Annotated in this window: 10 protein-coding genes; 5 read left to right on the top strand and 5 right to left on the bottom strand. The window is 64.7% G+C overall.

Going from position 1 to position 13,055, the window contains the following annotated elements:
• Window positions 1–148: 148 nt before the first annotated feature.
• Window positions 149–340, bottom strand: coding sequence for a hypothetical protein (locus tag ACODSK_RS30685; RefSeq protein ID WP_489021626.1), 192 nt, complete (start codon window positions 338–340; stop codon window positions 149–151).
• Window positions 341–467: 127 nt separating this feature from the next.
• On the opposite strand from ACODSK_RS30685, the gene ACODSK_RS30680 reads away from it, so the two are divergent.
• Complete coding sequence (locus tag ACODSK_RS30680; RefSeq protein WP_489021624.1) at window positions 468–4,556, top strand: dermonecrotic toxin domain-containing protein; 4,089 nt, start codon at window positions 468–470, stop codon at window positions 4,554–4,556.
• Between the two features lie 6 nt (window positions 4,557–4,562).
• Here ACODSK_RS30680 and ACODSK_RS30675 read toward each other — a convergent pair whose 3' ends face one another.
• Complete coding sequence (locus ACODSK_RS30675) at window positions 4,563–6,815, bottom strand: putative bifunctional diguanylate cyclase/phosphodiesterase (protein WP_489021622.1); 2,253 nt, start codon at window positions 6,813–6,815, stop codon at window positions 4,563–4,565.
• 138 nt (window positions 6,816–6,953) lie between these two features.
• Between ACODSK_RS30675 and ACODSK_RS30670 the strand changes: the two genes are divergently transcribed.
• The 4 genes from ACODSK_RS30670 to ACODSK_RS30655 all read left to right on the top strand — a co-directional run bounded on the left by ACODSK_RS30670 (window position 6,954) and on the right by ACODSK_RS30655 (window position 10,915).
• On the top strand, window positions 6,954–8,576 hold the full coding sequence (locus ACODSK_RS30670; protein ID WP_489021620.1) for an NADP-dependent glyceraldehyde-3-phosphate dehydrogenase: 1,623 nt from the start codon (window positions 6,954–6,956) through the stop codon (window positions 8,574–8,576).
• Window positions 8,577–8,726: 150 nt separating this feature from the next.
• Entirely contained in the window at window positions 8,727–9,185 is a 459-nt protein-coding gene (locus tag ACODSK_RS30665) for a VOC family protein (protein WP_489021618.1), read from the top strand.
• A 144-nt stretch (window positions 9,186–9,329) separates the two neighbouring features.
• Window positions 9,330–10,526, top strand: a complete 1,197-nt coding sequence (locus ACODSK_RS30660) for a DUF8534 domain-containing protein (RefSeq protein ID WP_489021616.1) — start codon at window positions 9,330–9,332, stop codon at window positions 10,524–10,526.
• 92 nt (window positions 10,527–10,618) lie between these two features.
• A complete protein-coding gene (locus ACODSK_RS30655; RefSeq protein WP_489021614.1) occupies window positions 10,619–10,915 on the top strand; it encodes a hypothetical protein in 297 nt (98 codons plus the stop codon).
• A gap of 38 nt (window positions 10,916–10,953) precedes the next feature.
• On the opposite strand, the gene ACODSK_RS30650 is transcribed toward ACODSK_RS30655, so the two are convergent.
• From ACODSK_RS30650 to ACODSK_RS30640, 3 genes are all read right to left on the bottom strand, one after another.
• Window positions 10,954–11,127: a hypothetical protein gene (locus tag ACODSK_RS30650; RefSeq protein ID WP_489021612.1), complete on the bottom strand. Its 174-nt coding sequence runs from the start codon at window positions 11,125–11,127 to the stop codon at window positions 10,954–10,956.
• A gap of 67 nt (window positions 11,128–11,194) precedes the next feature.
• Entirely contained in the window at window positions 11,195–12,235 is a 1,041-nt protein-coding gene (locus ACODSK_RS30645; protein WP_489021610.1) for a 3-ketosteroid-9-alpha-monooxygenase, oxygenase component, read from the bottom strand.
• Between the two features lie 221 nt (window positions 12,236–12,456).
• Window positions 12,457–13,055 (bottom strand): DUF1329 domain-containing protein (locus tag ACODSK_RS30640; protein ID WP_489021608.1); only part of this gene is annotated, 599 nt, incomplete at its 5' end.

The following is a 13,055-nucleotide window of genomic DNA, read 5'->3' as shown; positions in this document are numbered from 1 at the left end:
AACAAATGTGGGAGCTGGCTTGCCAGCGATGCGCCGCGCGGGCGGCGCTCGATCTAATGAACACTGCAAGGATCAAGACAAGCACCTGGCAGCCTTGATGCGGTCTCCCGACAAACGTACCCGGCTCACTGGCGACAAGTACGCAAGTTCACTCCTCCCCCACCTTCGGAAAATGCCGGCAACTCTTGCGCTCCGCCATCTGCCGGTCCGTCGGCCGTTCGTCGACGAAGCGGGTGGTGCGGTCGCTGTAGATTTCCAGAAAGCCCCAGCGCAGGTCGGCTTCGGTCTGACCGGGCTTGGGTGGCTCGAACCACCAGACTTCACGACTGATCAGGGCCATGGATGGGTTCCTCGGCGGCAGTTGACGGGTTCCTGTCACTATAGCCGCGCCACGCAACAACTATGTGCCACCGCCCTGCAGCCGCCATGCTGTGTGCTTGCGCTCCCTTTCATGGAGTGCAGCACACATGTCTTCAAACAATCCCGCGTATCACGATCTGCTGGTCAAGGAACACCTGCCGCGCTGGCTGTCCGACTTGAACCCAGAGCAACTGGCCCGTCTCAAGCACCTCGACGATCATTCCAACAGCACCTGGCTGCACAGCGCTTCGCCGCAGGCGCGTGATGAACTGGCCCGGGCGCAACAGAAACTGCGCACCACAACCTTCGCCCTGGCCCGGGCCACGGCCGATCTGCGCAACGTCACAACCTTCGCCAAGGCGGTGTTGACGGCCCACCTGCAGCAGCAGTTCGACCTGCGTGGCGACCTCGACAACATGAACTTCGTGCGTTTCAGCCGCGACTGGAACTGGACGTACCTGGCCTTCCACCTCGAGCACCGGATCGAACCCCTGCTCCAGGCCGCCATGCAGAACTTCGAGAAGGATGTGCAAATGCAGCCTGAGTCGGTGGCGATCGATGGCGAGTTCCAGGTCACGTCGCTCAACGGCCACCCCCGCTACCACTACCTGGGCCTGCCGTTCAGCGCAGCCCGGTTCGCTGCGTTCTGTCACGAACTGGATATCGGCAAGCGCTATCAGGCGCACCTGGATGCAGTGTTCGGCCGCGAACAGGTGCGCACGCTGGCGATCCGTGCGCGCCGCGAGCAGTTCGGCCTCGACCTGCTGATCGCCAGCCTGCGCACGCCGCAGGTGGATCATGCGGCGTTGCAGGCATTGCTGGAGCCGCAGCCCACGACACCACTGCCGCGCTGCGCGCACTTCAGTCTGTTCGGCATCGACGTTCTCGATGCCCTGGTGATCCGTCCCGCCGCCGACAGCCAGGCGCTGTTCCTCTACCTCCCCGGCCTGCCCCAGCCGCTGCAACACCACAACTCCCTCGCCGACTGCCAGCACGCGCTGCTCAGGGACTTCAGCCAACCGGCATTTCGCCAGGCCTTCATGGGCTTCATCCAGCAGGACAAGGTCGAACATTTTGCCAAGGTCCTGCAGCACAACCTGACCGGTCAGACCCTGGCCAGCGATCGCGATAGCCAGTGGAAGATCGAGGCGGAGGTCAACCTGCACTGGGTCGATACGCCGATCACCGACGAGCTGTTCGCCTGGCTGCAGGACCGTCATCACCGGCGCCTGCGCAACGAAGCACGGCTGCTGGCGGTGCCCAGTGCCGAGGTCGACGAGGAGGCCCGCAAGCGCCGCCTGCACTACTGGGAATCGGTCGGGCTGGATGTGCTGGGCGTGGCAGCCTTCTTCATTCCCGCCGCCGGCAGCCTGATGGCGGTGGTGTTCGCCGCGCAGATCCTCGGTGAGGTGTACGAAGGCGTGGAAGCCTGGGAGCAAGGCGATATCGACACCGCCCTGGAGCATGCCAAGGCCGTGGCGCTGAATATCGCCGTTGCCGCAGCGACCGGCGCGGCACTGCACTACACCGGCAAGTTGGGCAGCAAGCTGATCGAGGTCATCCGTGCCGACGGCACGCCGCGCCTGTGGAATGGCGATCTCGCGCCCTATTGCGTGGAGCCGCCCGCCGAGGCCACGCGCAACGCCCTCGGCCTGCGCGAGCACGCAGGCAAGCACTACCTGGAACTGGACGAGGGGCATTTCGAGGTGCAAGCCCACAAGGACGGCCAACGCTGGCAGATCCGCCATCCGTCCAACCCCGGCGCCCTGCAACCTTTGCTGGAGCACAACGGCGAAGGCGCCTGGCATGGCGCCCACGAGCAGCCCCTCGAATGGCCGCGGCGCACCCTGCTGCGGCGTCTCGGCCACCAGGTGGCGGACTACAGCGACGAAGAACTGGAGATCGCCAGCCGCATCAGCGGCATCCCGCGCGACGCCCTGCTCGACGTCTACCTCAAACATTCAGCGATACCGCCACGGCTGCTGGAAACCCTGCAACGACTACGCGCCGGACGCGCGGCAGAAGATCCGCTGGAGCAAGTATTCGAGGGTTTCTACCATCCCGAGCGCAGCCTCCCGGCCAGTGAGCGCCTGGCCCTGCTGAGCCTGGAGCAGCAGCCCGCCTGGCCCGGCGACTGCACCCTGGAACTGCGTGGCGGTGACCGCTCCGGGCCGCTGCTGGAGCGCGCCGGCGAGCGCTTTGCCGGCGACGTGCGGTTGATCCTCAAGGTCCCCGGTGGCTATCGCGCGGTGCTTGGCGATCAGGCGCAAGCGCCGGTCACGGATCTGTTCGAGGCCATTGAGCAGAGCGTGCCGGAATTGAAACAGACACCGCGCGACTTGAAGAACACCCTCGTCGAACAGGCGCAGCGTACCCCGGAGCGTACCCGTGGCCTGGTCTGGTCCGGGCACAGCGGTGGCTGGCGCGACGAGGGGCGGCTGCTGGGTGGAGGCGATGTTCCACCGATTCCGCAAAACTACCCGCGTTTCAGCTCGCCGCTCGACCCCCTGCGCAGCCGTTATCGGCGCCTCTTCCCCAATGCCGATGATGTGCAGGTCAGCACCGCACTGGATGCCTGGAGCGCCGACGGCAAGGTGCCGCACCAGGAACTGCGGGCGCTGGAGCGGCAACTCGAATACCTGCGCACCAGCCTCGGCCAATGGGCCAGTGAAGCGCCCCTGCGTACCGTGGCCCGGGACGCACTGATTCGCTGCTGGCAGCGCAACCAGCTCAATCCGACCGAACTGGACCTGTCGGCGATGGGCCTGGATGACGAAGACCTGTTGACCCTGCCGCACCTGGCAGATGCCTTCGACCATGTCGAGGAACTCAACCTGGGCTCCAATCCACTGCGCAGCATCCCGCAGTTGCTGATAAAGCAGTTGCCCTCGCTGAACACCCTGTTCGCCAGTGCCATGGAACTGCGTCATGTTCCGGTCGGGCTGAACGTGGGGCTGAAGGTCCTCGAACTGACCGATAACAACATCGTCTGGTCATCGATTTCCCAGAGTGCCCTGGCCGACTACCCATTGCTGGAGCACCTGAACCTCTCCGGCAACCCGCTGACCCACCCGCCACGACTCTCGGTGACGCCAAACCTGCGCGAAGTCAGCCTGTTCGACTGCTCGCTGCGTCAGTTGCCCGCAGACCTGGGCGACCTGCACCAGTTGGAGCACCTGGACCTGTCGTCCAACCACATCACCCAGTTGCCGGAAGGGCTGGAGCAGACCCTGGAGGCGTCGACACAGCGGGCGCTGAACCTTGAGCACAACCCGCTGGACGAGGCCTCGATGAACCGCATCGACGAGCATTACCTGGCCACCGGCATCGACCTGCTGGTGGCCGAGGACAACTACACCAGCCTGCTGCTCGACGCCGACGAAGGCACCCTGGCCTGCTGGGAGCGCCTCGGCCGCCTGATGCCGCTCGAATACCGCCGCGACTTGCGCGGCATCGCTGATGAGCCGCTATACGGTGCCGCGCCATTCACCACCCGGCGGCGGGTGTGGTTCATGTTGCGCTGGCTGGAGAGCAGCCCGCGGGCGCGGGAAACGGCCCAGCGCATCGATGCCAGCAAGTTGCTGCACTACGAGATGCTCGCCGAGCTGGAATCGCCGGAACCCTTCGCCACGCCCCGCCTGAGAACCGAGCACTACTTGCGCGTAGCGGTGTCCGCCGCGCGCAACCTGGCCCTGGACGAAGCCTTGCAGATACGCCTGCCCCACGTCAGCGAAAGCGAGCTGCAAACCCTTCGTGCCTTGACCCTGCAACGCCTGGGACGGGATCCGCAACTACGCCTGCGCAGCGCGCCGACCGCCCGCGAGCCGGTGATCCTCGAAGGTGCCGAGGAACTGGCCGGGCAACTGGACGGACAGTGGACCAGCATGCTTCGTGACCAACTGAGCCTGATCGATGGCAACACCGAGGTGGGCCGCGACGCCCTGCTCGCCGAGCAGGCCAATGGTCAGCCGCGCTTGCCGTTTTGGGTCCGTCATCTGGAACAGCGCTACCACGCCCAGTTCGATCAGTTGCAGGAACAGGCCAACGAACAATTGCTGGATGCCGAGAACCTGCTCAGCGAAGGCGAGTACCTCGAAGAAGCCAACCATTTGCGCCAGCAACTGGAGCGGGAACGCCAGCGCCTGCTCAACGATCTGACCCGCAGCATCGCCGACGGCAGCCAGACCCTGTGGTAACCCCTGTCAGTACTGCACGCTGGTAAAGCGCTCGCCCGCCAGCCAGTGTTCGAAACGCTCCGCCGGCATCGGTCGACCGATCAGGTAGCCCTGGCCGTGATCGCAGCCGGCGTTGCGCAGGAACTGATGCTGGGCATGGGTCTCGATGCCCTCGGCAGTGATGCGGTAGCCCAGGGCATGCCCCAGGTCGATGATCGCCCGGGTGATTGCCACGTCGTTGTCGCCATGGGGCAGGTCCTTGATAAAGGCCCGGTCGATTTTCAGATGATTGATCGGCAGGGCCTTCAGATAGGCCAGGGACGAATAGCCGGTACCGAAGTCGTCCACCGCCGTCGCCACCCCCAGCGCTTGCAGCTGTGCCAGCACCGCGCAGGCGTGCTGCTGGCTCTCCATCAGCAGGCTTTCGGTGATTTCCACTTCCAGCAGTTCGGGGGCCAGGTCATGGCGTTCGAGGGCACGGCGCAGGCTGCCGACGTAGTCGCTGCGCTCGATCTGCAAGGCTGCGACGTTGACCGCGATCGGCCCGGTCAGCAGCTCGCGGTCACGCCACTGGCGCACCTGCTTGCACACCAGTTCCAGTACCAGTTCGCCCAGCGGAATGATCAGCCCGGTACGTTCGGCCAGGGGGATGAAGTCGCCGGGTGAAATCAGCCCGTGCTGCGGATCGCGCCAGCGCAGCAGCGCTTCGGCGCCCTCGACACGGCCACTGAACAGGTCGATGCGCGGTTGGTACCAGAGTTCGAACTCCTGCTGTTCCAGGGCCCGGCGCAGGGCACTTTCCATGGCCAGGCGCTGCTGCAGGCGGGCGGTCATGTCGCCGTGGTACAGGCGCCAGGCATTGCGCCCGCCCTCCTTGGCCGCGTACATCGCGGTGTCGGCATGGCGCATGAGGATTTCCGCGGTAGCCCCGTGCTCCGGGCACAGGGCAACGCCGATGCTGCCGCTGACCAGCGCGGCATTGCCCTTCAGATCGAAAGGCCGCTGCAGAGCGCGCAACAGGCCGTCCACCACCTTGCCCACGTAGTCCAGGCTGTCGGCCCGGGCGAGGATGAAGGCGAACTCGTCGCCACCGAGGCGGCACACCGTGTCGTCCAGGCCGATCCCGGCACCGAGGCGCTGCGCGGCCTGCTCCAGGAGCAGATCGCCGAGGTCATGGCCGAGGCTGTCGTTAACCTGCTTGAAGCCATCGATATCCAGCAGCAGCACGGCCATCTGCACCCGTGGCGCAGCCAGGGCCCGCTCCAGCCGGCGGAGGAACAGCACGCGGTTGGGCAGGCCGGTGATGGCGTCGTAATGGGCCAGACGCTCCAGTTGGGCCTGGGAGTGCTTGAGCTCGGCGTTGCGCTGGTTGATCAGACGGTTGCTGCGGTTCAACTGGGCGACGAAGACGCTGAACAACCCGGTGGTGCACAAGGCGAAAAGAAACAGCGGCGAGCCGAACAGACTGAAGGACGACCAACCGCTACGCGGCAGCGCCGCCAGTTGCCAGGTACCGCCGGGCACATCGACGTTGAGGGTCACCGACGCATCCTCGAACAGTTGCGCCTCGCCCCAGATCATCGCCCCTGCCGCGCCTTCGCCATCGGCGCCGCGCAAGGCCAGGCGGAAGTTCGAGTCCTCGACCACCCCGGCAGCGCGCAGCAGGCTGTCGATATCGGCCACCACCGAAACGTTGCCCCAGTACAGGCGCACGCCCTTGTGTCCCTTGAGGAACACCGGGCGCCGATAGATCAGCCCGCGCCCGCCCTGATACAGCTCCACCGGGCCGGCCAGCACCGCATCCTCGCTCTCCCGGGCGCGCTGGACCAGCGGGTACTGCGATGGCAGCACGCGGTAATCGAGGCCGATGATGCGCTCGTTGTGATTGATGTTCAGCGGATAGACATCGGCAACGACATCGTTCGGCGCCACCGAGATATGGCGGATGTAGGGCACCGACTCCAGGGCCTGGCGCGCCATGTCATGAAAATGTGTCGTGGAGATATCACCATCGGCACTGAGCAATTGGGCGATGCCTTCGGTCTCACCAAAGGCCGAGCGCATCTGCGCCTCCAGTCCGGCGCGGATGCCCGACAGGCGCATGCTCGCGTTGGCGATCAGTTCACTTTCCTGGCGCTGCACATCGAGCCGGCCGAGGGCTACGGAAAGACCGATGCCGATCACGGCGAAACCGATGGGGAGCAGGCGGTAAGCGGTAGAGCGCACGCGGGAAGGAAGGCGTTGCGGGATACTGTCCGGGACCAGAATTCTTGTCGTCATACGCCGGCTGCTTGCGTCCGTTTAACGGGTTATCGGCGATGGCAAAACAATATTGAGCCACACTGGCTTTTTTTTATCGCCGGGCGTTATGCTCGACTGAAACGTTTCACCCATTCAAAGAAAAAGAGGTGTCGTGCCATGGATCGTCTGCTGGATTCGCTGTTTCCCACTGCCGAGGAAATCCCCGAGGCCTGGCGCCTGGGCCCGCCGCTGGAGCAGCGCGAGTACCTGGTCGACGGCGAACTGCGCCGTTGGGACGGGCCGCTGGCCACGGTGCGCAGCCCGGTCTGGCTGAAGCAGGCGGACGGCAGCGAGCAACAGGTGATCCTCGGCAGCGCCCCGCTGCTGGATGCCGACACCGCCCTCACCGCTCTCGACGCCGCCGTGCACGCCTACGACAAGGGCCGCGGCGCCTGGCCGACCCTGCGCGTGGCCGAGCGTATCCAGCATGTCGAGGGCTTTCTCAAGCGCATGCGCCAGCAGCGCGAGGCAGTGGTCAAGCTGCTGATGTGGGAAATCGGCAAGAACCTGCCGGACGCCGAGAAGGAATTCGACCGCACCTGCGACTACATCGTCGACACCATCGGCGCGCTCAAGGAACTGGACCGCCGCTCCAGCCGCTTCGAACTGGAACAGGGCACTCTCGGCCAGATCCGCCGTACCCCGCTGGGCGTGGCGCTGTGCATGGGCCCCTACAACTACCCGCTGAACGAAACCTTCACCACCCTGATTCCGGCGCTGATCATGGGCAACACCGTGGTGTTCAAGCCGGCCAAGTTCGGCGTGCTGCTGATTCGCCCGCTGCTGGAGGCGTTCCGCGACAGCTTCCCGGCCGGGGTGATCAACGTCATCTATGGCCGTGGCCGCGAGACCGTCAGCGCCCTGATGGCCAGCGGCAAGATCGACGTGTTCGCCTTCATCGGCACCAACAAGGCCGCCAGCGACCTGAAAAAACTCCACCCGCGCCCGCACCGCCTGCGTGCCGCCCTGGGCCTGGACGCGAAGAACCCCGGCATCGTCCTGCCCGATGCCGACCTCGACAATGCGGTCGGCGAGTGCATCACCGGCGCCTTGTCGTTCAACGGCCAGCGCTGCACGGCGCTGAAGATCCTGTTCGTGCATGAGCAAGTAGTGCCGGCTTTCCTCGAGAAGTTCCAGGCCAGGCTGGCCGCGCTCAAGCCGGGCATGCCCTGGGCGCCTGGAGTGGCCCTGACGCCCCTGCCGGAGCCAGGCAAGATCGACTATCTCGACGGTCTGGTCAGCGATGCCCTCGAACACGGCGCCAAGGTGCTCAACCCTGGCGGCGGCCATAGTCGTGGCTCGTTCTTCTACCCCGCCCTGCTCTACCCGGTGAACCCGGCGATGCGCGTGTACCACGAGGAGCAGTTCGGCCCGCTGGTACCGGTGGTGCCCTACAGCGACCTGCAGAGCGTGATCGACTATGTGCTCGATTCCGATTTCGGCCAGCAGCTCAGCCTGTTCGGCAACGATCCGGCGCAGATCGGCCAACTGGTGGACACCTTTGCCAACCAGGTCGGGCGGATCAACATCAACGCGCAATGCCAGCGCAGTCCCGACACTTTCCCGTTCAATGGCCGCAAGAACTCCGCCGAAGGCACCCTGTCGGTGCACGATGCGCTGCGCGTGTTCTCGATCCGCACCCTGGTGGCCACACGCTTCCAGGACAGCAACAAGGAACTGATCAGCGAGATCATCCGCAACCGCCAGTCCAACTTCATCAGCACCGACTACATCTTCTGACGACCGCTCGGCGGGCATGGACGCCCGCCTGTCCCACAACGGTGCACAACGATTTGCGCTTTTGCCTTTCCTGTACAAATATACAGGCCTGCGCCCGGAGCATTTCGCTTCGGGCTTGCCCGTTGGCTTCGTTACAGGAGGAACACGCAAATGGCAAAACCCATCCCCGAAGGCATGCACAGCATCACCCCGTACCTGGGCATCAAGGACGCGCACCAGGCCATCGACTTCTACAAGGCGGCCTTCGGTGCCGTCGAGATGTTCCGCCTCGAAGGCCCTGACGGCCGCATCGGCCATGCCGAGCTGAAAATCGGCGACTCCTCGCTCATGCTCGCCGAGCCCTGCGACCAGGCATCCTTGGTCAGCAGCCAGTCGCAACCGGGCGTCTCGGTCGGTCTGCACCTGTATGTCGAGGATGTCGACGCCCGCTACGCCCAGGCGATCAAGGCCGGGGCCACCCAGGTGTCCGCCGTGCAGGACCAGTTCTATGGTGATCGCAGCGGCACCCTGAAGGATCCGTTCGGCAACCTGTGGTTCATCTCCACCCACAAGGAAGACCTGTCGGTGGAAGAGATCCGCGCGCGGGCGGCGAAGATGTTCGGTGGTTAATTTCCTGCTCATTTGATTTATCGTGCAGGACCGTTGTGCGCCCCATCGCCGGCCAGCTCCCACGAGGCCCTGTGGGAGCTGGCTTGCCAGCGATGAGGCCATCAGCGACAGCATGAATTTCGCTGCCTGCCGAAAAGGACCTCCATGCGAATCATCGAAAAGAACGCCGCCCTGGTGCGCAGCCTCACCCCCGCCGAAGACGACCTGCTGCGCGGCTTCAACCGCGGCACCCTGGAAGGCCCGCGGCTGCTCCAGGCCAACCAGTTGCTGATGAAGATCCGCGCCGCCGGCCACTGGCTGGCCTGCGACTGCCAGGCGAAGGCCATGCCGGTGCTCAACGTGACCCTCAACAGCCACACCGGCACCCTGTTCCTGAAGAACAACCCGGGTACGCCCGATCACGCCGTCGACTGCCCGTTCATCAGGGATGATCGCGAAGCCGGCGACAACGACACCCAGGACACCCCGCCCGCCGCCTGGCTGGCCCCGGATGCACCGCTGCGCCTGATCGGCGATTTCCGCCGCGCCGGCGTCGAGGAAGGCACCTCCAGTAACAGCGGCAGTGGCGACAAGCGCGAGCAGCATCGCCTGCTCTCGCTGCTGCTGACCTGGATCGAGGCCAGCGGCCTGAACGTCTACGCCACCCACCTGAAGAAGGACCTGACCGGGCAGTTCGCAGAACTGCGTGGAGTCGCCGCGCGCTACCCGCTGATCGAGCGGGTGCCGGCCAGCAACTACCTGGAAACCCGCCTGGACATGAAGCACATGATGATGCTCAAGGCGCGCCTGCGGGAATCCACGGCCTTCGGCAACCACCGCCGCCACGGCCTGCTGCTGGACTGCGTCAGCCAGATCAAGGCGCGCAAGGTCTACAACGAGCGCAGCGAGGACGGCTTCGACTTCCAGGGCCACCACCTGCTCTGGGGCGGCAGCCGCACCCCGGGCCCGCTGCTGGCCCTGGCGATCTACTCGCCGACCACCGCCGGCAGCCACTTCTACGAACTGGTCAATGTCGCCAGCGTGCCGGTGCTGTCCCGTGGGCACCTGTTCCCGGTCTACCGCGATGAAGAGCGCGAGCCGCTGAAGATGCTGGTCTCGCTGATCGACTGGATGGCCGGCAAAGGCGTGAAGGTGACCATGCGCCGGCCGGTGATCGGCGGCGAAGTGATGGATGAACTGGTACTCAGCTCCGACCAGGACCGGGTGCTGTCCATCTCCCTGACCGAAACGCCCATGGGTCCGGAGCCAGAGGTCGAGCACTTCCGCCGCTACGCGGATTTCAAGGGGCTCGATACTTTCCGCAAGTATGTGGCGGGGTTCTTCATGCGCGGGCGGGAATAGCGCCATTGGTCGGCGCGCGGCGCGTCAGAATCGCACCTCCCTTGCCAGGGATTACCCAATGACAGGTATCCCAGCGAAAAAGGAGTTCGATCATGAAGCGCACAGCCTTCGCGGCCCTGCTGCTTAGTGCCCTGCTCAGCGGCCATGCCTTGGCCGATACCGGGCCGACCAATCCCAATCCGGACACCTCACCGAGCAATCCGGCCATGGGCTCCGGCGCACCACCGGAGATTCCGCTGCCGGGGAGTACCGATCCTAGGATGCAAGGCAGTGATCCCGGGCGCCAGGGCGGTGCGACGACCGACGGAACAGACCGCAGCAAGCGGCCGGAGACACTGGATCAGCGCGGGACCGAGCGCAAGGACTCGGGGGTCAAGCAAGACCAGTGAGCTATCGGCTTGCTGGCGGTAACGCCGGGGTAACGGGTTCAACGCACACCCGGCCACCCCTGAAACGCCGGCACCACTGCCACACATCCCGGCACCTGGCGGCAAGCCTTGGTACTCCAGGGCTCCGCCGGCACCGAAACCAGTACCGTCAGCACCACGAACACCAGCACGAACAGCGGAACACACCAGGCAAGAAGGCTTTTTGTTTTCATTGTCGGCTCTCTCCACACCTTGCAATCCGGCGCAGGCCCGCCCGGCAACGGGCGGGTCGCAGGTCACTCAACGCTCATCGACGGTCACGAACTCGCGGCGCTCGGCCATGCTGGCCGGCACCTGCTCTTCGTCGGTGAAGAACTGCTCATACCACTCACGCAACTGGTACACCGGGCCATCGGTCTCGGCCAGGACCGGCTTGTCGATACGGATCTTGTGTTTCCAGATATCCACGTCCTGGTAGAACGAGGCGCGGTTGCCCATGACGTAGGCCTTGGCCACTTCCTGGTTTTGCTCTTCACTCCAGCCCGGTACGCGCTTGACCATGCAACCGAAGCGCAGCTCGAAGCTGTTCGGGCCAACCGGAACGTGGCTGTTGAGCAGGATGGCGTGGATACGGTCTTCGCCGAACATCGAGCTGAGGTGGGTGAAGTGGGTGGCCGGACCGAAGTAGGCGGATTCGGCGATCAGGTCACCGCCCAGGCGCTCGGAGTCGCCGTGGAAGATCTGATGACCGATATGGCCTTCGAAGATGTTCGAGAAGTACTTGGTCGGGGTGCCATGCACCGGGCCGAAGTGCTGGGCATCCACCAGGTTGTCGACCAGCTCGCGCGGGTTGGTCTCGATCAGCATGGTGTCGATGTTCCACTCGTGGATCCACTCGGCACTGTCCATCGCATCCAGGTGCGGGATGACCACGCCCTCCTGCGGCGGCTTGCCTTCGGGGTTGTTCCAGACGAACAGCAGGTTGTTGACCTCGCAGGTGAGCCAGGCCCGGGTCTTGGCCTTGGGCGGGATGCGCTTGCAGTAGGGGATTTCCACGCACTTGCCGGTGGTGTCGTATTTCCAGTGATGGAACGGACAGACCACGCGGTCGTTCTCGATGGTGCCCTGGGACAGGTCGGCGCCCATGTGCGGGCAGTAGGCATCGAGCAGGCTGATGGTGCCGTCGCTGGTGGCGAAGGCAACCAGGCGGGTGCCGAAGATGTTCAGGGTGTGCAGTTTGCCGTCACGGTAGTCGGCGGCATCGCCCAGGCAGTGCCAGCCGCGTGCGTAGCGATGGGTGCGCTGGGCGTTGTCGAGGGAGATTTCAGCGAGTTTCGTCATGTTGTTTTCCTTTGCTGGAAACTCTGGGTGAGGATTGCCCCTAGTGATCCAGGGGGCATTCATGAGGGCATGATTGGGCAGGAACGGCCTGGTGTTCATCCTTCATTCGGACTAGTTCTCTTCCCGGGCCTCATCGCTGGCAAGCCAGCTCCCACAGGTACTGCATGCAACGGACCTGTGGGAGCTGGCTTGCCAGCGATGAGGCCCGGAAGACCTGCGGGTTACTGCCCGAAGCGCCGCGCGGCCTCAGGTCCGAAGTCCTTGGGACTGAACCCCGGCTTGTTCAACTGGTAGCCATTGCGCTGTTCGTTGATCAGGTTGAAGGCCAGGTACGAGCCGGCATTGAGGTCGTGGTACAGCCCTACCCCGGCCTGCTGGCCCTGGGTTTCGTAGGCGTAGAAGTAGTTGACCATCGAGGTACGCCACAGCTCGCCACGGTTGTCGTAGTTGTCGGCGAGCATCGGGAACCAGGTGTCCTCGTCGATATACAACTTGCGCTTGCCGTACAGGTGGCGATAACCGGGCTTGAGAGTGCCCTCCAGCTCCCACACACGATGCCGTTCATAGCGCATGGCGTCCGGATTGATATGCCCCGGGGTCAGCAGCTCGGCGTACTTGAGCTTCGGCGAGTGCAGGCGGTAGGCGTTGTAGGGGATGAACATCTCGCGCTTGCCGACGATCTTCCAGTCGTAGCGCTGGCCGGAGCCGTTGAACAGGCGCACTTCGTCGACGGTGATGGAGCCGCCGCTACCGGGAAACGACATGTCGAAGCCATACCCCGGCGACTGCCGCACGCGCCGGGTACCCGGGTCGTAGCGCC

The sequence above is a fragment of the Pseudomonas sp. FG98 genome, from assembly GCF_057808595.1.
The sequence above is the reverse complement of the archived record's forward strand: the minus strand, read 5'-3'. Positions and strand labels throughout refer to the sequence as shown.

What these genes read in the sequence shown, in the direction of transcription:
- ACODSK_RS30675 (WP_489021622.1), bottom strand. Translation starts at nt 6,815, where the DNA reads ATGACGACAAGAATTCTGGTCCCGGACAGTATCCCGCAACGCCTTCCT.
- ACODSK_RS30650 (WP_489021612.1), bottom strand. Translation starts at nt 11,127, where the DNA reads ATGAAAACAAAAAGCCTTCTTGCCTGGTGTGTTCCGCTGTTCGTGCTG.
- ACODSK_RS30660 (WP_489021616.1), top strand. Translation starts at nt 9,330, where the DNA reads ATGCGAATCATCGAAAAGAACGCCGCCCTGGTGCGCAGCCTCACCCCC.
- ACODSK_RS30665 (WP_489021618.1), top strand. Translation starts at nt 8,727, where the DNA reads ATGGCAAAACCCATCCCCGAAGGCATGCACAGCATCACCCCGTACCTG.
- ACODSK_RS30645 (WP_489021610.1), bottom strand. Translation starts at nt 12,235, where the DNA reads ATGACGAAACTCGCTGAAATCTCCCTCGACAACGCCCAGCGCACCCAT.
- ACODSK_RS30670 (WP_489021620.1), top strand. Translation starts at nt 6,954, where the DNA reads ATGGATCGTCTGCTGGATTCGCTGTTTCCCACTGCCGAGGAAATCCCC.
- ACODSK_RS30680 (WP_489021624.1), top strand. Translation starts at nt 468, where the DNA reads ATGTCTTCAAACAATCCCGCGTATCACGATCTGCTGGTCAAGGAACAC.
- ACODSK_RS30685 (WP_489021626.1), bottom strand. Translation starts at nt 340, where the DNA reads ATGGCCCTGATCAGTCGTGAAGTCTGGTGGTTCGAGCCACCCAAGCCC.
- ACODSK_RS30655 (WP_489021614.1), top strand. Translation starts at nt 10,619, where the DNA reads ATGAAGCGCACAGCCTTCGCGGCCCTGCTGCTTAGTGCCCTGCTCAGC.